This is a genomic window from Gammaproteobacteria bacterium, from assembly GCA_030680605.1.
GTDB lineage: Bacteria > Pseudomonadota > Gammaproteobacteria > SURF-13 > SURF-13 > JAQBXX01.
The window spans coordinates 326,988-345,211 of sequence record JAUXUQ010000002.1 but is presented as its reverse complement, the minus strand read 5'-3'; the positions used below and the strand labels follow the sequence as shown (position 1 = coordinate 345,211).

General features: G+C 58.3%; 18 protein-coding genes. 8 read left to right on the top strand and 10 right to left on the bottom strand.

Annotated features, from left to right (window positions below; translation table 11 throughout):
* Positions 1-18 precede the first annotated feature (18 nt).
* A complete protein-coding gene (locus Q8L89_03155) occupies positions 19-855 on the top strand; it encodes an HDOD domain-containing protein (protein MDP1708050.1) in 837 nt (278 codons plus the stop codon).
* 3 nt (positions 856-858) lie between these two features.
* Here the strand turns inward: Q8L89_03155 and lysS are convergent, their stop codons facing one another.
* Together lysS and prfB are read right to left on the bottom strand one after the other, a co-directional pair.
* Positions 859-2,367 (bottom strand): lysine--tRNA ligase, encoded by a 1,509-nt coding sequence (lysS, locus tag Q8L89_03150; GenBank protein ID MDP1708049.1) that lies wholly within the window; start codon positions 2,365-2,367, stop codon positions 859-861.
* A 96-nt stretch (positions 2,368-2,463) separates the two neighbouring features.
* Positions 2,464-3,562, bottom strand: a protein-coding gene (prfB, locus tag Q8L89_03145; protein MDP1708048.1) for a peptide chain release factor 2 whose coding sequence is annotated in 2 segments (ribosomal slippage) — positions 2,464-3,486 and positions 3,488-3,562 — 1,098 coding nt in all. Because the reading frame shifts where the segments join, the coding sequence is not laid out codon by codon here.
* Between the two features lie 59 nt (positions 3,563-3,621).
* Here prfB and Q8L89_03140 point away from each other — a divergent pair.
* Positions 3,622-4,413 (top strand): YdcF family protein, encoded by a 792-nt coding sequence (locus tag Q8L89_03140; GenBank protein MDP1708047.1) that lies wholly within the window; start codon positions 3,622-3,624, stop codon positions 4,411-4,413.
* Between the two features lie 223 nt (positions 4,414-4,636).
* On the opposite strand, the gene Q8L89_03135 is transcribed toward Q8L89_03140, so the two are convergent.
* Both Q8L89_03135 and Q8L89_03130 read right to left on the bottom strand, forming a co-directional pair.
* A complete protein-coding gene (locus tag Q8L89_03135) occupies positions 4,637-5,299 on the bottom strand; it encodes a nucleotidyltransferase family protein (GenBank protein MDP1708046.1) in 663 nt (220 codons plus the stop codon).
* On the bottom strand, positions 5,296-6,297 hold the full coding sequence (locus Q8L89_03130) for a phosphotransferase (GenBank protein MDP1708045.1): 1,002 nt from the start codon (positions 6,295-6,297) through the stop codon (positions 5,296-5,298). The genes Q8L89_03135 and Q8L89_03130 overlap by 4 nt, the downstream gene beginning before the upstream one ends.
* Positions 6,298-6,389: 92 nt before the next feature.
* On the opposite strand from Q8L89_03130, the gene Q8L89_03125 reads away from it, so the two are divergent.
* From Q8L89_03125 to rsmA, 4 genes are all read left to right on the top strand, one after another.
* Positions 6,390-8,636 (top strand): LPS-assembly protein LptD, encoded by a 2,247-nt coding sequence (locus tag Q8L89_03125; GenBank protein ID MDP1708044.1) that lies wholly within the window; start codon positions 6,390-6,392, stop codon positions 8,634-8,636.
* A 13-nt stretch (positions 8,637-8,649) separates the two neighbouring features.
* Positions 8,650-9,948 carry a peptidylprolyl isomerase gene (locus Q8L89_03120; protein ID MDP1708043.1) on the top strand — a complete coding sequence of 433 codons (1,299 nt, stop codon included), beginning with the start codon at positions 8,650-8,652 and terminating at the stop codon, positions 9,946-9,948.
* Between the two features lie 108 nt (positions 9,949-10,056).
* On the top strand, positions 10,057-11,049 hold the full coding sequence (gene pdxA, locus Q8L89_03115) for a 4-hydroxythreonine-4-phosphate dehydrogenase PdxA (GenBank protein MDP1708042.1): 993 nt from the start codon (positions 10,057-10,059) through the stop codon (positions 11,047-11,049).
* On the top strand, positions 11,042-11,851 hold the full coding sequence (gene rsmA / locus Q8L89_03110; protein ID MDP1708041.1) for a 16S rRNA (adenine(1518)-N(6)/adenine(1519)-N(6))-dimethyltransferase RsmA: 810 nt from the start codon (positions 11,042-11,044) through the stop codon (positions 11,849-11,851). The genes pdxA and rsmA overlap by 8 nt, the downstream gene beginning before the upstream one ends.
* Positions 11,852-11,858: 7 nt before the next feature.
* Here the strand turns inward: rsmA and Q8L89_03105 are convergent, their stop codons facing one another.
* From Q8L89_03105 to pgl, 4 genes are read right to left on the bottom strand one after another with little or no spacing between them, the layout of a single operon-like run.
* The gene (locus tag Q8L89_03105; protein MDP1708040.1) at positions 11,859-12,464 is read right to left on the bottom strand and encodes a class I SAM-dependent methyltransferase; all 606 of its coding nucleotides are present in this window, start codon (positions 12,462-12,464) and stop codon (positions 11,859-11,861) included.
* A gap of 34 nt (positions 12,465-12,498) precedes the next feature.
* Positions 12,499-12,882: a Co2+/Mg2+ efflux protein ApaG gene (gene apaG / locus Q8L89_03100; protein MDP1708039.1), complete on the bottom strand. Its 384-nt coding sequence runs from the start codon at positions 12,880-12,882 to the stop codon at positions 12,499-12,501.
* 46 nt (positions 12,883-12,928) lie between these two features.
* Positions 12,929-13,969 carry a glucokinase gene (locus tag Q8L89_03095; protein MDP1708038.1) on the bottom strand — a complete coding sequence of 347 codons (1,041 nt, stop codon included), beginning with the start codon at positions 13,967-13,969 and terminating at the stop codon, positions 12,929-12,931.
* Positions 13,921-14,694: a 6-phosphogluconolactonase gene (gene pgl, locus Q8L89_03090; GenBank protein MDP1708037.1), complete on the bottom strand. Its 774-nt coding sequence runs from the start codon at positions 14,692-14,694 to the stop codon at positions 13,921-13,923. The genes Q8L89_03095 and pgl overlap by 49 nt, the downstream gene beginning before the upstream one ends.
* Positions 14,695-14,785: 91 nt before the next feature.
* Between pgl and Q8L89_03085 the strand changes: the two genes are divergently transcribed.
* Complete coding sequence (locus tag Q8L89_03085) at positions 14,786-15,331, top strand: redoxin domain-containing protein (GenBank protein ID MDP1708036.1); 546 nt, start codon at positions 14,786-14,788, stop codon at positions 15,329-15,331.
* 7 nt (positions 15,332-15,338) lie between these two features.
* The gene (locus Q8L89_03080) at positions 15,339-16,091 is read left to right on the top strand and encodes a DUF3047 domain-containing protein (protein ID MDP1708035.1); all 753 of its coding nucleotides are present in this window, start codon (positions 15,339-15,341) and stop codon (positions 16,089-16,091) included.
* Between the two features lie 19 nt (positions 16,092-16,110).
* On the opposite strand, the gene Q8L89_03075 is transcribed toward Q8L89_03080, so the two are convergent.
* Both Q8L89_03075 and arsS read right to left on the bottom strand, forming a co-directional pair.
* Positions 16,111-17,232: a methyltransferase domain-containing protein gene (locus Q8L89_03075; protein MDP1708034.1), complete on the bottom strand. Its 1,122-nt coding sequence runs from the start codon at positions 17,230-17,232 to the stop codon at positions 16,111-16,113.
* Positions 17,229-18,221, bottom strand: coding sequence for an arsenosugar biosynthesis radical SAM protein ArsS (gene arsS, locus Q8L89_03070; GenBank protein ID MDP1708033.1), 993 nt, complete (start codon positions 18,219-18,221; stop codon positions 17,229-17,231). The genes Q8L89_03075 and arsS overlap by 4 nt, the downstream gene beginning before the upstream one ends.
* Positions 18,222-18,224: the final 3 nt, after the last annotated feature.

The window sequence follows — 18,224 nt, the reverse complement described above, 5'->3', positions numbered from 1 at the left end:
ACGAGGAGATAGGTCATTATGTTAGAAGAAAAATTCCTGTCCGAGTTGCTAGACGATATCTACCACAACCGGCTCATTCTGCCGACCCTCCCGGAGGTCGCGCTCAAGGTGCGAAAAGTGATAGATGACCCCAATGCCACTGCCGCGCAGATTGCCAAGGTTGTCGCCACAGACGTGGCGCTGTCGGTGCGCCTAATTCATGTAGCGAACAGCCCGCTGCTACGTGGGCGCACCGTGGTAGACAATCTGCAAACTGCCATAGCGCGCCTGGGTAATGTACTGGTACGTAATCTGGTAACCGGGCTGGTCATGGAGCAACTGCATCAGGCGCGCACACCGCTACTGAAGGCACGCCTCACTGTGTTGTGGCAGCATAGCACCCAGGTAGCGGCCATTAGCCACGTGCTCGCGACGCACTTCACCAAACTCAAACCCGACGAGGCCATGTTGGGAGGTCTGATACACGATATTGGTGCACTGCCCATACTCGCTCGCGCAGAAAAAGTACCTGAACTGATGGCCGACAAGGAAGCGCTTGACCGGATTATTGTCCACCTGCACACGCAGGTAGGCAAGGCGATACTGCAGGCATGGAATTTCCCGTCCGAGCTAGTCTCGGTAGTTGCCGAACATGAAGATACTGACCGCGATAAGGCACCCGAAGCCGATTATACCGACGTGGTACTAGTGGCAAACCTGCAAAGCTATATTAACAGCACGCATCCTCACAGCAATGCCGACTGGGAACACATCCCCGCACTTGCCAAGTTGGGCCTCAGCCCGGAGGTAAGCATTGTAACGATGGAAGAGACCGCAGAAGACGTGCAGGAGGTACAGCGGCTGCTGACGTCCTGACGATCATGCCTCCGGGCGCATGTGCGGAAACAACAGCACATCGCGGATGGAAAGCGAGTCGGTGAGCAGCATCACCAAGCGGTCGATACCAATACCCTCCCCCGCCGTGGGTGGCATGCCGTATTCGAGCGCGCGGATGTAATCGGCATCGTAGTGCATGGCCTCGTCGTCACCCGCGTCTTTCTCCGCCACTTGTTTGCGAAAGCGTTCGGCCTGGTCTTCTGCGTCATTCAACTCGGAAAAGCCATTGGCGATCTCACGCCCGCCTATAAACAGCTCGAAACGGTCGGTCACAAACGGGTCTGCGGTATTGCAACGCGCCAGCGGCGACACTTCGGTCGGGAATGCGGTGATGAAGGTGGGGTTCTGCAAGTGATGCTCCACGGTTTTTTCAAAGATTTCAAGTTGCACCTTACCCAGCCCGTAATTGTCCTTGAGCGGAATATGCAGTGTCGTGGCCACCAGGCGTGAGGCCTCAAGCGAATCCAGGTCTGCCTCACGCAAGTGGGGGTTGTAATGCAGAATGGCATCTTTCACCGTGCGGCGCGCAAATGGCTTGCTGAAATCGAAACCCTGCCCCTGGCAGGTAATGCTCATCGTGCCCAGCACATCATGCAGCAGCTTGCGCAACATGACCTCCGTGAGATCCATAAGGTCATTGTGATCCGCATAGGCCTGATAGAATTCCAGCATAGTGAATTCCGGGTTGTGACGCGTGGACAACCCCTCATTGCGGAAGCTGCGGTTGATCTCGAACACGCGCTCGAAACCACCCACCACCAGACGCTTCAGGTAAAGCTCAGGCGCGACACGCAGAAACATGTCCATACCGAGCGCGTTGTGGTGGGTCTTGAACGGACGTGCCGTCGCACCGCCCGGTATCACATGCATCATCGGCGTTTCTACTTCGAGAAAATTGTGTTCAGCGAGAAACCCCCGCATGAAATTAATGATGCGCGTGCGCATCACAAAAACCTTGCGCACCTCCTCATTCATGATCAGATCAAGATAGCGCTGACGGTAACGTATTTCGTGATCCACCAAGCCGTGGAATTTTTCCGGTAGCGGGCGCAGCGCCTTGGTAAGAAGACAGATGCCCTCCACACGCACCGACAGCTCGCCGGTCTTGGTCTTGAATAACGTTCCCTCAGCGCCGAGGATGTCGCCGATATCCCACTTCTTGAAGTCTTCTTCGTAGCGCTCGGCGGAAATGGCATCACGCTGCACAAACAACTGGATACGTCCCGACATATCCTGTATCTCGGCAAAGCTGGCCTTGCCCATGACGCGCTTGGCCATCATGCGTCCGGCCACTTTTACCCGTACCGGCTCACCCTCCAGCGCGGCATTGTCGAGCGCACCATACTTTTCATGCACTCCGGCGGCAAGACTGTCGCGCCGAAAGTTGTTGGGAAAGGGGTTGCCTTGCGCACGCAACACCACCAGCTTGGCGCGCCGCTGCGCGATCTGCGCATTTTCATCTGAAGCAATGTTGTTAGTTTCGTCGCTCATATTAAAGACAGATGCAAGAGAAAAGGTACAAGCTTGAGGGCAAAAGCACCTGTACTGTTTCTCTTGTATCTTTTGCCTTGTATCTTTCCCTGGATTTTACAACTTCTGCTTCAGGCTGGCCTCAATAAAGTCGTCCAGATCACCGTCCAGCACGGCTTGGGTATTGGCCTTCTCTATCCCCGTGCGCAGATCCTTGATGCGCGACTGATCCAGCACATAGGAACGTATCTGGCTACCCCATCCGATGTCTGACTTGGAGTCTTCCAGCACCTGCTTTTCCATATTGCGCTTCTGCATTTCGAGCTCATACAACTTTGCCTTCAGCTGGCTCATCGCAGTTGCGCGGTTTTTGTGCTGGGAGCGATCACTCTGGCACTGTACCACAGTGTTGGTCGGCAGGTGCGTGATGCGTATGGCGGATTCAGTGCGGTTCACATGTTGACCGCCTGCACCGCTGGCACGGTAGGTATCGACCTTGAGGTCGGCAGGATTGATGTCAATCTCAATGCTGTCATCCACCTCCGGCGTCACAAATACCGACGCAAATGAGGTATGACGGCGGTTACCCGAATCGAACGGTGACTTGCGTACCAGCCGGTGCACGCCGGTTTCGGTGCGCAGCCAGCCATAGGCGTATTCGCCCTCGACCCTGACGCTGGCGCCCTTGATACCAGCCACCTCGCCCGGCGCCAAGTCGATCACTTCGGTAGCAAAGCCGCGCTGCTCGGCCCAGCGCAGGTACATGCGCAACAACATATTGGCCCAGTCCTGCGCCTCGGTGCCCCCGGAGCCAGCCTGAATATCAAGAAAGGCGTTGTTGGGATCCATCGGGTGGGAGAACATGCGGCGGAACTCGAGTCGCGCCAGTTGCCGCTCTGATTTATCAAGATCGCTGATGACGGCATCGACCGTAGCCGCATCATTTTCTTCTTCCGCCATCTCCAGCAAGCCGCGCGCCTCGGACAGGCTGCTGCCCAGTGAGGACAACACACCCACCACCTGACTCAACTGCGCACGTTCGCGGCCCAGCTCCTGCGCGCGCTCGGCCTTGCTCCACACGGCAGGGTCGCCCAGCTCGCGTTCGACCTCGATCAGGCGTTCGCGTTTGTGGTCGAAGTCAAAGATACCCCCTCAGGGTCTGGTAGCGCCCTTGCAGTTCCTTGATACGGGTAAAAACGGGGTTAAGCTCAAGCATGACCTTGTCTGGGTTATCTGCCACAATGCGGCTGATTTTAACACACGCAGTGGGGTCGTATGGAGATACTGATCACCCGCAGCATTGAGAGCCTGATACTCCCACCCGGTGGCGTGGTTCTGCTGTTAGTCATCGGACTGCTGTTGATACGTCACCATTGGCACAGTGCGGCCACTGTGATCGGACTGGCGCTGCTGGCCTTGTATACACTGAGCCTGCCGGTCACCGCAGATAAGCTGCTGCGCTCACTGGAAGCCTATCCGGCATTGCAGCCGCAGGATACAAAGGGCAGCCCGGCGCAGGCCATTGTCGTGCTGGGTGCCGGACGCTATCCGGGCGCACCCGAATATGGCGGCGATACCGTCTCGGCCGGCGGGCTGGAGCGTCTGCGCTACGCTGCACACCTGCACAGGCTCACCAACCTGCCGCTGGTGGTCTCCGGCGGCTCCCCCCTGGGCGAAGCCCTCCCAGAAGCGGCCTTAATGCAACAGTCACTGGCCAATGATTTTCACATCACGGATGTGTGGGTCGAGGCCCAGGGTCGCACTACGGCAGAAAATGCCTTTTTTACCCAGGCCTTGCTGGATGAGAAAGGTATTCATCACGTGTATCTTGTCACCCACGCCTGGCACATGCCACGCGCCGCAGACATTTTCAGGCAGGCCGGATTGGCCATAACGCCAGCCCCTGCGATGTTTGCAACTACGCGCAGCCACGGCGCCTTGCTCCATTGGCTGCCCAGCGCCATCGCCCTGCAGGCCTCTAGCCTGGCACTGCGTGAAAAGCTGGGGCTGCTGTGGTATCGAATGCGTCACCGGGCCAGCACTGCGGCCAGCTCCACCGCAAGATAATCTGCCGCCTGCTATACCCTTGTGGCGTAACGGCAAAACGCAGCGGCACTTCCACACGACGTGCAGCGCGTCGAGAATGTCGCCGCAAAATGCATGGCGAGTGATTCAATGCTGATTGCATCGGGTTACATCACCCGCAACGCGTTCACCACTGGCGCGGTCTGTGCAGCATGGCTGAAGCCATGCGCTGCTAACAGCAAGCAGATGCGACATACGCCGGCAACTACTGCCGCAGCTGTTGATCCAGCAGGTGCAAGCGATCCGGCGTACCTATATCCAGCCAGCGACCAGGGTAATACTCACCGCTCACAGCATTGTCGCGCACCGCCTCACGCAACAAGGGCGCGAGCGGGAATGCGCCGGGTTCACAGCCTGCAAACAAACGCGGATGATAGACGCCTATACCGCTGTAAGTAAGCCTGGATCCGGCATCATCGATGACCCTGCCGTCACACAATGTGAAATCGCCTGCTGCATGGTGCGGCGGGTTATCCACCAGCACCAGATGCGCCAACCCTGTCAGTACATCAGGCAGACGTGTCAATGGGTAGTCGGTCCAGATGTCGGCATTCACCACCACAAAAGGTGCCTCGCCCAACAGTGGCAAGGCATGGTAGATGCCGCCGCCGGTTTCCAGCGGCTGTTCGCCCTCGGCTGAATAATGAATTAACGCGCCATAGCGGGCGCCATCACCCAGCGCCTGCTCAATACTGCGCCCAAAGCGGGCATGGTTGATCACCAGCTCACGTATACCTGCACCCACCAGCGCCTTGATGTGATATTCGATCAGCATCTGCCCCCCCGCCTGCAGCAACGGCTTGGGGGTGTGATCCGTGAGCGGGCGCATGCGTGTACCCTGACCCGCAGCCAGTATCATCGCCTTCATGGTGCCTGCTCATGTATGCGCGGCAACACCTGCTCGCACAACAGCGTGTGCAATGGGGCGAGCTCGGCGTAGCGCCCGCTCACCCCCACCATATAGCCCAGTGAGCGCGGAATATCCTTGAGGTAGCCCGGCTTGCCGTCGCGGATGTTGAGGCGGGCAAAGATACCGACCGCCTTTAGATGCCGCTGCACACCCATCCAGTCAAACCAGCGCAGAAAACGGGTCGCATCGACGCCTCGCAGCAACCCCGACGCCGTCAACCGGGCATGATAACCCAGCGCCCAGGCCTCTACCTGTGGTCGCGGCCACGCGATATAGCAGTCACGCAGAAGCGACACCAGATCATAGGTAATCGGCCCGTATACCGCATCCTGGAAGTCCAATATGCCGGGATTGTTGACTGCCGTCACCATCAGATTGCGCGAATGATAGTCGCGGTGGACACACACTTGCGGCTGCTCCAGCGCAGAGGCCACAAGCAACCCGCAGGTTTGCGCATGTAATGCCGCCTGGGATTGACTCAAGGTCAGCATCAGATGGCGATCCAGAAACCAGTCCCGGAACAAGGCCATCTCCCGCAACAGCAGCGCCTCATCGTACAGCGACAACTGCGCAGCCTCGTTGTCACAGTGCGACTGCAGTCGCCACAGGGCCTCCAGCGCATCGCCATACAGGCCATCCACACTATCGGCATTGAGCGCATCAAGATAGCAGCAAGTGCCCAGATCGCTGAGCAACAGAAAACCACGCTCCATGTCCTGCGCCAGGACTGCTGGCACATGCAGACCCAGCCCCAGAAAGCGGCGAGCTATAGCCACAAAAGGACGGCAGTCCTCGTGCCCTGGAGGTGCATCCATCACGATATATGTCTGCTCGCCTTGGCGCACGCGGAAGTAACGCCGGAAGCTGGCATCGCTGGAAGCAGGCGCAAGCTCATAGCGGGCGGGCCCCAGCGCACTGCCCAACCAGCGCGCCAGCTCATCAAGGCGCTCAGTCATGGGCGGATTGCGGATTGAACATAAGGATTGAACCAGGGGCCATTCTGTGCGATTTTAGGCAAAGTCATACTATAACCAACAAGAGTCGCCTTGTGTTGCGCAAGCTACTACCGCGCTTTCTCCAGTTACCCATACTGGCCAGCCTGCTCCTAGGCCTGCCGCTAACCACGCACGCAGGCAACGGCGCAGACTTTGACCTGTGCAGCGAGCCTGGGTTGGCACACAACTTGCGCGAGCCGCTTACACCGGCCGGTGACGACGCCACCTATCTGGATGCCGACACCTCCGAGGCACTGCAAAACGAAATCTTCAATTTCCGGGGAGACGTATTGGTGCGCCGCTCTGGCCGGGAACTGGCAGCCGACAACGTCATCTACAACCGCACCCAGGATAGTCTGCAGGCCTCGGGTAATATACGCCTGCGGCAAAACGGCCTGAGCCTGCTGGGCGATACTGCCCACTACAATCTCGGCAACGACACCGGCGAAATCAACACGGTGACTGATTTCTGGCTACCCGAGAGGCATGGTCGCGGCAGTGCCGACAGCGTTGTCTTTGAAAATCGCGACCATCAACGCATCAAGGGTGGCCTCTACACAACCTGCAATACCGGCAATGATGACTGGTACCTGCACTCCTCCGACATCAGGCTCGACCAGGCTGAGGGCGTAGGCACCGCGCGCAATGTATGGATTGAGTTCAAGGGCCTGCCGATATTCTATTCACCCTACCTCAGCTTCCCGCTGAACGACAGGCGCAAGTCGGGTTTTCTGGCACCCAGTTTCGGCAGCGCCACTGAGACCGGCACCGACATCCGCATTCCTTACTATTTCAATATTGCACCCAAGTACGATGCCACCCTGACGGCCCGGAGCATCAGCAAGCGCGGTCTGCATCTGCTGGGGGAGTTCCGTTACCTCACCCCCCAAAGCCACGGCCAGCTTGATCTGGGCTACCTGCCGGATGACAACCTTCAGAACCGCGACCGCATACTGCTTGGATATCGCCATAGCGGTAGCTTCGCTCCGCGCTGGAGCGCCGACGTCAACTTTAACTATGTGTCGGACGATAATTACTTTGAGCAATTAGGTGACACACTGAGCCTCGCCAGCACCACGCACCTTGAACGTCGCGCTGAAACCACCTACCGGGCAGATGACTGGAACGTGACTGGGCGGCTACAAGGCTATCAAACGGTCGACGAAACAATTCCGGCCGCCGAGCGCCCCTATCAGCGTCTGCCGCAACTGCTGTTCGGCTCGATATTGCCGCAACAACCTTGGGGCACGACTACCACATTCAATGGCGAGTACGTGCATTTCGACCGGGCAGACAGTCTCACAGCGCAGCGCATCGACCTGCAACCCACGGTAACGTTACCCCACGCATTTGATGCAGGGTACCTGCTGCCCACGTTCGGTCTGCGACATACCCAGTACCTGTTGAACAACAAGGCGCCCAGCACATCGTATGATACAAGCCGGACATTACCCTTCTTCAGCTTCGACAGCGGGGTATTTTTCGAGCGCGACGCGACCTTTGACGAACGCCGATTCACCCAAACCCTCGAGCCACGCCTGTACTATCTATATGTACCCTATCAGGATCAGTCCGACATCCCGGTTTTCGACAGTGGCGATACCAGCTTCACCTTCGCCAACCTGTTCCAGGCCAACCGCTTCAGCGGCGCCGACCGCGTGGGCGACGCCAACCAGGTTACGCTTGCGCTCAGCTCACGATTGCTGGATGCCGACAGCGGTCAGGAAAGACTGCGTGCAAGTTTGGGGCAAATTTACTATTTCAGCGATCGCAGAGTAACCCTGCTCCCGAGTGATCCCGCCGAGACTACGACAAACTCCGATATAGTCGCTGAACTCAGCAGCAGGGAATTTGTCAAAAACTGGAGTGCAACGGCCAACCTGCTCTGGAACCGGCAGCAGGGCGAGATCAGCACGGGAACCCTGGGTCTGCGCTACCGTTCGGATGATAAACACCTGATTAACCTGTCCTACCGCTATCAGCAGGAGTCACTGGAACAGACCGACGTTTCTGCGGTCTGGCCGATCAGCTGGAACCAGCAACGTCACTGGAACGCCGTGGCACGCTGGAACTACTCACTGTCAGACAGCCGCACGCTCGAATCACTCGCCGGCATTGAGTACGACACCTGCTGCTGGAGAGTGCGCGTCACTACACGCCGCTTCATCAACAACACCGCAGGCGACAGCAATACCGCATTGTTCCTTCAACTGGAACTGAAAGGATTGACCAGCTTTGGTGACCAGGAATACCGCAAGGGACTGGAAGGCTTGCTGGATTCCTCCACCTTCGCCCACTGACAACATAGCCACGATGAAACTACATTACTATTTTCTTGCCGCCCTGCTACTCCCATTTCCCGCATTGCAGGCTGCTGAGCGCGTTATCCCGCTGGACAGAATTCTTGTCGTGGTCAACAACAACGTCATCACCCAGAGCGAGCTCAACACTGAACTGCGTACCATCGTACAGCAGCTGCAGCAGAAGAATATCGATATTCCCCCACAGGATGTTCTGCAGAAACAGGTACTGGAGCGTCTTATCATCCGTCGCCTGCAACTGCAGCTTGCTGAAAGCACCGGCATTCGTGTTGATGATGACACGCTTACGCGCGCGCTTGACACCATAGCAAAACAGAACAATCTGTCGCTCAGCGAGTTTCGCAACATACTCACGCGTGATGGTTTCGATTTTGCCGTATTTCGGGAAAATATCCGTCACGAGATCATCATCAATCGCCTGCGTCAACGACAGGTGGACAGCCGCATCAACGTCACCGACCAGGAAATCAACGACCACATTGCGGCGCGCGGGGCACAGCAGACAGCCAGCGCCAGCAATGAATACCGCGTGAGCCAGATTCTCATCGCCCTGCCGGAAGCTGCTTCTCCAGAAACTGTAAAAGCGGCACAAACTCGTGCGCAGCTGGTACTGGATCGCTTGCGTGCAGGCGAGGACTTCGGCCAACTGGCCATTGCCAGTTCCGACGACCCGCAGGCGTTAGAGGGCGGCGACCTTGGCTGGCGTACCGCAGCACAACTACCCAGTCTGTTTGCAGATGTTGTACCACAGTTGAAGCCAGACGAAACCAGCAACCTCATACGCTCGGCCAGCGGGTTTCATATCGTGAAACTGCTGGAGGTGCGTGGAGAGACACAGCATGTGGTGCGCCAGACCCAGGCACGTCATATCCTGCTGCGCACCAACGAACTTACATCAGATCAGGATGCACAAAATCGACTGGAGCAGCTCCGCCAGCGCATTGTGGGTGGGGATGACTTTGGCGATCTGGCGCGTGCCAATTCGGATGACGCGACTACCGCAACCAATGGAGGGGCGTTAGGTTGGGCCAATCCGGGTGATTTTGACCCTCGCTTTGAAGAAGCCATGAATGCCCTGAAACCCGGCGAGACCAGCGCGCCCTTCCAAAGCTCCTTCGGCTGGCATATTGTGCAGGTCATGGAGCGTCGCGATCACGACAACACCCGGGAGTTCCAGCGCAACCAGGCGCGGGAAGCCATCCGTCAGCGCAAGATCGAAGAACAGACCCAAATATGGCTACGTGGACTGCGCGACGAAGCCTATGTTGAATACAAGGCCGAGGATCTGTAAATCAAGCAAGCGCATCGCCAACCAGCCTGATGCGGAAGCGAAACGCAGGACTGCTCTGGCGTCACTACCGACAACTACAGCAGCACCCCGAGTACATACCGGAGTTACATGATACCCCGCCTTGCCCTCACGCCCGGTGAGCCCGCCGGCATTGGACCCGACCTCTGTGTCCAGATCGCGCAGCGGGACTTCCCTGCCATGGTGGTTGCCGTGGCGGATCCCGTCTTGCTCACCGCGCGCGCTCAAGCCCTCGGCCTCCCACTCAGACTCGAAGTCTACGCGCCAACACAAGCGGCGCAACCGCACACAGCCGGCACGCTCAAGGTCATGTCTGTCCCGCTGGCCAAGCCGGTCCGCTGCGGGCAACTCGATCCGGCCAATGCCGGCTACGTGCTGGAGACATTGCATCATGCAGTCCAAGCCTGCCTCGCGGGAGAATTTGACGCATTAGTCACCGGACCAGTACACAAGGCCCTGATCAACGATGCCGGTATTTCTTTCGCCGGCCACACCGAATTTCTGGCCGAGCTGACCCAGAGCCCACAACCAGTAATGATGCTCGCGGTACCGGGGCTGCGTGTGGCACTGGCTACCACCCACCTGCCGCTGAGGGAGGTCAGCCGGGCACTTACGCAGCCACGCCTCGAAGCCGTGTTACGTGTACTGCATCACGACCTGAAGGCTCGTTTTGGCATTCTGCACCCGCATATTCTGGTATGCGGCCTCAACCCCCATGCCGGTGAAGCCGGACACCTGGGGCATGAAGAGATTGAGGTCATTGAGCCTGTCATTGCCAGGCTGCGCGCCGAAGGCATGCACTTGCGGGGACCGCTGCCCGCAGACACCGTGTTTGTACCTGCCACCCTGGCGCCTGCAGACGCCGTGCTGGCCATGTACCATGACCAGGGCCTGCCGGTACTCAAACATCTCGGTTTTGGCTCCGCCGTCAACATTACGCTGGGGCTACCTATCATCCGCACCTCAGTCGATCATGGCACGGCGCTGGAACTCGCAGGCAGCGGCAAGGCCGACAGTGGCAGCCTGCTGGCAGCGATACAGGCGGCCCTCGCACTTGCAGCGCGCAACGCCCGTCATGACTAGCATGGGATCGGGGGTTGCGCGCAAACGCTTTGGCCAGCACTTTCTGCACGACCGTACCGTCATCCAGCGCATAATTTCTGCCCTGCAGCCTCAGCCAGGTGAGGCGCTGGTCGAGATAGGCCCCGGGCGCGGGGCACTGACCCACGACTTGTTGCGCACTGTAGGCACGCTGGACGTCATTGAGCTTGACCGGGATCTGATCGCACCACTGCAACATGCGTGCGCGGAGATGGGAAATCTGCGCATTCATAACCAGGATGCCTTGCGCTTTGATTTTTGCAGCCTGATGCAGGGCAACTCACGGCTGCGCATCATTGGCAACCTGCCCTACAACATATCCACACCACTGCTGTTTCACCTGCTGGCGCAGGCGCATTGCATCCGCGACATGCACTTCATGTTGCAACATGAAGTAGTGGAGCGCATGATTGCCGCGCCAGGCGGGCGCACCTATGGGCGCCTGTCCGTCATGATTCAGTACCGCTGCACAGTACAGAAATTATTTCATGTCGGACCGGGTGCGTTTACCCCGCCCCCAAAGGTGGACTCCGCCGTCATCCGCATGGTGCCCCATCCCACACCGCCGGTCGCCGTCAGTGACGAGTCTATATTCGGGCAGGTGGTACGCGCCGCCTTCGGCCAGCGGCGCAAGACCCTGCGCAACACACTGAAGGAATTGCTGACCGCAGACGAAATTCAGGCGTTAGGCATTAATCCCGGCGTGCGCGCCGAGCAGCTTACCCTGCATGACTTCGCCGGGCTCGGCAATGCCGTTGCAGAAAAGCAGCGCGAGGCCGTATAGGTCCCGGTCATATTTTTTGCAGCTCTATGCGTCGGAACCAGCCACCGTTGAGCGCTACATCACACACAACCTGCAGTGACGGTACTGTAGCCAACACTTGTTCAAATACCACATCCATACGTGTTGCGATCCTGCCCAGCAGCGGGCTCAGCATGCGACGCAGCGGGGCACGCTGTCCGGGGCGCAGAAATTTATCGAGAATGAAAATTCTGCCACCCGGCTTGAGCACGCGTGCCGCCTCCCTTAATGCGCGCTCCGCATCCGGTACCACGGCCACAATCAGGTGCATGACAACCGCATCGAATGATGCGTCAGCATAAGGCAAGGCCATGACGTCTGCCTGTTGCAGCTCAATCTGTCTATCACACTGCTGTGCACGTGCCCGCGCACGCCTCAGCATCGCTGGAGTGATGTCCAGGCCCGCATAACTTCCACCCTGTGGCAGGTACGGAATATCCAGCCCACTGCCAATGCCCGCAATCAGTATTCGCTTGCCATGCACACCCGTCGGCATCGCTGCCAGTGCGGCCAGACTGTCCTGCCGCCAGTTCTGGCTGGCCGCCGCAACCACCCAATCATATATCGGGGCCAGCAAGGTATAAGCGTAGCGCAGCACGACGAGAGGGTGGTGTCTGAGACGAGAGATACTAATGCAAGGTATAGGGTACGGACAGGGTAAACGGCGGAATGGCCGCGTCGAATCGGGTACCGTCATCGGCCAGCATTTGATAGCTACCCTGCATACTGCCAAAGGACGTTTCAAGCAGTGTGCCGCTGGTATATTGAAAGCCCTCGCCCGGCAGCAGGTAAGGTTGCTCGCCCACCACGCCCTCGCCCCGCACCTCCTGCGTCTTGCCGTTGGCGTCGGTGATGACCCAGTGGCGGGTCAACAGCCTGGCAGCGATGCTGCCAAGATTCTGAATCGTGATGGTATAGGCAAACACAAACCGCTGCTTTTCAGGCATCGACTGTTCGCTGATGTAGGTTGTCTCTACATCAACCCTGATTTTGTGTTGGGCCACCTCTGTCATAATGGCATTTCACCGCAATCCACCGGTGCGCGCAAGCCCGCCCGCATCACAGTCGGCTACCTGCCAGAGTAGCGCCCATAAGACCTACTTTGGTATTGAGTACGACTTGCACCGGCATGGCAGCAACCACCGGCGTCATGACCCCCTTGTCGAGAAAGGCCTGCATAAAGCCTCCCGTGCGTATCCGCTCGATAATTCTGGGGGCGATACCGCCTGCGACATACACCCCGCCACGTGGCTGCGTAATCAGCGCCAGACTGCCCGTCCACGCACCGTACAGCGTGATAAAGAAATCCAGCGCCGCACTGGCCAGCGGATCGTCCTCCGCCAATGCCCTCCGTGTAATGCTTGCCGCCACATCTTCCTCATCGTGAATGGCTTGCTGCTGGGTGGCAGACACATTGCCTGACTGGCGGGTGGCAAGAAATTCGTAGCAGTTTACCAGGCCGTTGCCTGACAGCACCCGATCGTAAAATCCACGGCCACCCTGCTGCATCAGATATTGCGAGAATTCTGCCTGCAGCGCATCACTGGGGGCAAACTCGGCATGACCGGCCTCGGCCGGGAACACCGCGTAATGATCCTGTTGCCAGATCAACTGCGCCGTGCCAAACCCGGTGCCCGCGCCCACTACCAGACGCGGCGCATGCTGCTGCGGATCTCCCGGGTGCAACACTGCAACATCCGCTGCAGTCAGAGCCTCGATACCGTAACCTGCCGCCTGAAAATCATTGATCAGACTCACCTTTGGAATCCCCGACGCCTGTGCCAGTGCTGTCGAATCAAGCTGCCATGGCAAGTTGGTCACGCGCACGGTCTGGCGGGCGACATCGCCTTGTACCGGACCAGCCACACCAAAACAGGCGGCGTCTACCACTGGGATACCGGCACTCAGCAGGAATTCACGCACCATGGGCAACAGATCTGGATAGGCCGCACTGACAAAGCGTTGCTCCGCCAGCGTACGGGACGTTGCGCCAGAAAACTCCGTCACCTGCAACCAGGTCTTGGTGCCGCCGATGTCGCCTGCCAGCACTTTCATGGCGGTGCCGGCATCCTCGCCGCCGCGGCTTGGTCCAGATACCATTCCAGTTCGCCCTGCGACTGTATTCTCTGCACCGGCAGCGGTGCTACAGCTGGCGGATCGTCGCGCAACACACGCTGCAGAATTTCTGCCTTGTTCGAACCTGCCGCCAACAGCAGGATATGGCGCGCCTGGTTGATCACGGCCAAGGTGATGCTGATACGCCAGGCGTGCATGCTGTCAGCATACACAGCAGTTACTGGGCGCCGCTCGGAAAGCGCACTGCCTGTCGCGGGAAACAGGGAGGCAATGTGTCCATCCGGCCCGACACCCAGCAGCACCAGATCAAACTGTGGCACGTTGTTGCATACGGGCAGACTGGATGCCAGCACGGCCGCATAGGCCGCCGCGCACTGCCGCACATAGGCCAGATCGGCGCTGATGCGGTGAATCTGTGCTGGCGGAATCGGCACATGCATCAGCAACGCCGTATTGGCCATGCGGAAATTACTGTCAGGATGATCGGGCGGCACACAGCGCTCATCCCCAAAATAGACATGCACCCGTGACCAGTCAATGGTGGGTACATACGGCGCACGCGCCAGCCGCTCATACAGATGGCGTGGCGTGGCGCCACCGGACAGCGCAATATGGAATACTCCACGCTGGGCAATGGACTCTGCCGCAATCTCTGCAATGCGTCCGACCGCCGCGTCACTCAGAGCATCAAGATCAGCAAACAGGTGTATCGGAACATGCCTATCAGCGCAGGGGGTGTGTGCAGGCATGAGATGTGACCGGGATTTTATATTTTTGTGATTATATAGCGTGCTATCGCGTATAGAGTACATCAAGACTTGCCACTACTGTGAGGACTCTATGACACTGCTGCCGCGCTATCATCGATTACCGGCCTGCGTATTCACCACGCTGGCGTATGTCCTGCTGCTGCAAATACCCACTATCGCCCCTGCACAGGAGGCGTGGGCTGCACCGGAAATCAACAGCCCGACCTGGCTCAACAGCAAACCCCTGCGCCTGGCAGAACTGCGGGGCAAGGTGGTATTGGTGGAGTTCTGGACCTATGGCTGCTCCAACTGCCGCAATGTCGAACCCTACATCAAGCAATGGCATGAGCGGTATGCGCCCCAGGGTGCCGTTATCATCGGGGTACACACACCCGAGTTTGCGCATGAGGGAAAGATCGCGAATGTCACACGCTATGTCAACGAACATGAGATACGCCATGCCATTGCCATCGACAACGATTTCGCCATCTGGAAACGCTATCGTAACCGGTTCTGGCCCACGCTTTATCTGATCGACAAGCAGGGCGTGGTGCGCTATACCCATATCGGTGAGGGCAACTATGATAAAACGGAGCATCAGATTCGGGCGTTGCTTGCCGAACCCTGGGCTGGCTAGATACCTCATGCACACATGCCATAGCCCACGCTACCCCGTCTGGGGGCTGATACTGTCGGTGCTGCTGCTGGGCGCGGCAGGCCTTACCCAGGGCGGCGAGCCCATGACGGACGGGGCATTCTCTGCCGCCAGCCCCGGCGGGGCCATACCCCAGCCGTGGCAACCCCTGACATTTCCCAAAATCGACCGCCATACGCACTACCGGCTGGTAAATGATGGCGGTGTAACTGTGGTCGAGGCACAGAGCGAAGCTGCGGCCTCGGGCCTCACCCGTAGCGTTCAGATTGATCCCGCAAAATATCCTCTGCTGCGCTGGCGCTGGAAAATAGAACATGTGATTGAGGCCGGTGACGTCACTTCCAAACAGGGTGACGACTACGCCGCACGCATCTACGTCACCTTTGCCTACGAACCTGACAAGGTCAGCCTGGGTCGCAGACTCAAATATCAGGCTGCACGAATTTTATACGGCGATGTTCCCATAGGCGCCATCAATTACATCTGGGACAACAAGAGTCCGGTCGGGGCAATCCTCGACAACAGTTATACCGACTCCGTGAAGATGATTGTGGTGCAAAGCGGCAATGAGCAGTCCGGCCTATGGGTCACGGAGGAGCGCAACATCTACCAGGATTACAAACGTGCCTTCGGCGAAGAACCGCCCATGATTTCAGGCATTGCCATCATGACCGACACCGATAATACGGGCGCCAGTACCGCCGCCTTTTACGGCGATATCAGCTTTGCCGCACCCGAATAGCAACCTCTTGTAACCTGCATCAGCAGCAAGCCTGTGCCGACGGCTGCGTATGGCGCCCCTCCTTGGTAGCGGCCACCGGGCGGCGCGTACCGACAGGCGCACACCACGGTACGGGTTCGCTCGCCAGCTGTGGTGCAATACCGATAAAATGCTCCCGGTAAGGCCCCTCTGCCGTTAACAGCCTGTAGGTGCGCTCACATACCGCCATCCGCTCGCCGCGCAGGTAGATGTGGCCCTCATCATCGGTGACCGAGGCATAGGGCCCACGGTAAATCACAGCGTGCCCATAATCGAGACAGGCCGTACCCGCGCCTTTCACAGCGGTAAGCGTCACGGAACGGAATTCGATGCCATCAACAACCTGCCACGGGGCGGCATCCCATTTGTCATACTGCACGGCAAGAAACCCCGCCTCGACGAAGGCGTTGATAAACTCCTGCTCCTGAAATGCGCCGGAGATACAACCTGTCCACAACTCGGCATCGCTTTTCATATTTTCCGGCACGAATTCATCGCTGACGATATCCGAGATTGCCAACCGTCCGCCCGGCTTGAGCACCCGGAATATTTCGCGCACCAGTTGCGGCTTCCGGGCATCGTCCACTAGGTTGAGCACACAGTTTGAAATTACGACATCGACTGAACCATCGGCAATCAACGGGCGATCGCGGCGCTGTGTCTCCTGCCAGGCAGTGAACGCGGCAAACTCTGTTGCGGAACTCACTGGGTCCCCGGCAAGCTGGCGCTCCATGGCCTCCACATCCAGCGCCAGATCCTCAATCCTGCCCTTCAGAAACTGCACTGACGCCATACCCGGCTGTGCAGCCATGTCGGATTGATATTTGCGCGCCAGGGCCAGCATGTCGTCGTTCATGTCCACACCCAGTACGCGCCCGCCCGGACCTGCTACCTGCGCCGCCATATAGCACACCTTGCCACCGCCACTGCCGAGATCCAGCACCACGTCGCCTGCACGCACATAACGCGAAGGGTCACCGCAACCATAATCCTTCTCAATAATTTCCTGTGGCAGCAGCGCCAGCAGACCCGGGTCATAGCTCACCGGACAGCACAATGTTGCCTGTCTTTCCTTCGCGCCTTCGGAGTAACGCTCCAATACATTGTCAACGTGCGTGTTCATGAGGGTTCCTGTTTAAGTAATGCGCCACCACAGCTGCTGCCTTGCCCTGCCGTACAGCCATAACAATGTTCTTTCACAACGATCGGGCGGTTCTCAAGATTGATGCCTTGCAACTGGGATAGATGTACCCGTGGCTGGCCACTGACGTGCAGTGGCAGATTGAGCATCTGGTTGAAATCACAATCGTACACATAGCCCTGCCAGTCGACGCTGATCAGCGAGCGACACATGACAGTCTCAAGATTACTGTCCTGATGAGCATCCCGCAACAACTGCATATAATCTTCGAACTGACCCTTGGAAATCAGCATGCTGCCAAAGCGTTGTATCGGCATATTGGCCAGTGTATACAACTGGTTAAACACTACGCCGTGCTGCTCGCCCAGATACTTTTTGTAATCCCGCTCCAAGGGCGGCTGGGGCGGCGGCAGAACGGGCCCCTGGGGGTTGTACACCAGATTCAGCACCAACCCGCTGCCCTCATGGCCATAGCCCAGCGCATTCAGGTTACGCAGCACCCGCAGGCTGGTCTCGAAGACGCCCTTGCCACGCTGTGCGTCTACGTTGTCCTCCAGATAACACGGCAATGAAGCCGTAATCTCGACCTGCTGCGCGGCCAGAAACTCGGCCATGTCGGCATACCCCGGCTGCTCCAGAATGGTGAGATTGCAACGATCAATGACATGCACGTCCAGGCCACGCGCAGCCTGCACCAGATACCGGAAGTGCGGATTCATCTCCGGCGCGCCCCCCGTGAGATCCAGCACAGCAACCCCCTGCGGGCGGGCGATGGCCGCGCGCAAATAATCAATGATGCAGTCAATCGTTTCACGCTGCATGATTTCCGTGCGCCGTGGGCCTGCATTGACATGGCAGTGCACACACTGCTGATTACACAAATAGCCGAGGTTCACTTGCAGTGTTTGTAGCTGACCACGCCGCAGGGCGGGGAAGTGGGTGGTCTCCAGCAGGGGCAGTGTGGCATGCATAAG

Excerpts from the sequence above, each read along its gene's own strand:
- Q8L89_03135 (MDP1708046.1), bottom strand. The coding sequence starts at position 5,299 with ATGAAGGCGATGATACTGGCTGCGGGTCAGGGTACACGCATGCGCCCG.
- Q8L89_03130 (MDP1708045.1), bottom strand. The coding sequence starts at position 6,297 with ATGACTGAGCGCCTTGATGAGCTGGCGCGCTGGTTGGGCAGTGCGCTG.
- pgl (MDP1708037.1), bottom strand. The coding sequence starts at position 14,694 with ATGCCTGCACACACCCCCTGCGCTGATAGGCATGTTCCGATACACCTG.
- Q8L89_03080 (MDP1708035.1), top strand. The coding sequence starts at position 15,339 with ATGCACACATGCCATAGCCCACGCTACCCCGTCTGGGGGCTGATACTG.
- lysS (MDP1708049.1), bottom strand. The coding sequence starts at position 2,367 with ATGAGCGACGAAACTAACAACATTGCTTCAGATGAAAATGCGCAGATC.
- Q8L89_03095 (MDP1708038.1), bottom strand. The coding sequence starts at position 13,969 with ATGGTATCTGGACCAAGCCGCGGCGGCGAGGATGCCGGCACCGCCATG.
- pdxA (MDP1708042.1), top strand. The coding sequence starts at position 10,057 with ATGATACCCCGCCTTGCCCTCACGCCCGGTGAGCCCGCCGGCATTGGA.
- Q8L89_03120 (MDP1708043.1), top strand. The coding sequence starts at position 8,650 with ATGAAACTACATTACTATTTTCTTGCCGCCCTGCTACTCCCATTTCCC.
- Q8L89_03140 (MDP1708047.1), top strand. The coding sequence starts at position 3,622 with ATGGAGATACTGATCACCCGCAGCATTGAGAGCCTGATACTCCCACCC.
- Q8L89_03075 (MDP1708034.1), bottom strand. The coding sequence starts at position 17,232 with ATGAACACGCACGTTGACAATGTATTGGAGCGTTACTCCGAAGGCGCG.
- rsmA (MDP1708041.1), top strand. The coding sequence starts at position 11,042 with ATGACTAGCATGGGATCGGGGGTTGCGCGCAAACGCTTTGGCCAGCAC.
- Q8L89_03085 (MDP1708036.1), top strand. The coding sequence starts at position 14,786 with ATGACACTGCTGCCGCGCTATCATCGATTACCGGCCTGCGTATTCACC.
- Q8L89_03155 (MDP1708050.1), top strand. The coding sequence starts at position 19 with ATGTTAGAAGAAAAATTCCTGTCCGAGTTGCTAGACGATATCTACCAC.
- apaG (MDP1708039.1), bottom strand. The coding sequence starts at position 12,882 with ATGACAGAGGTGGCCCAACACAAAATCAGGGTTGATGTAGAGACAACC.
- arsS (MDP1708033.1), bottom strand. The coding sequence starts at position 18,221 with ATGCATGCCACACTGCCCCTGCTGGAGACCACCCACTTCCCCGCCCTG.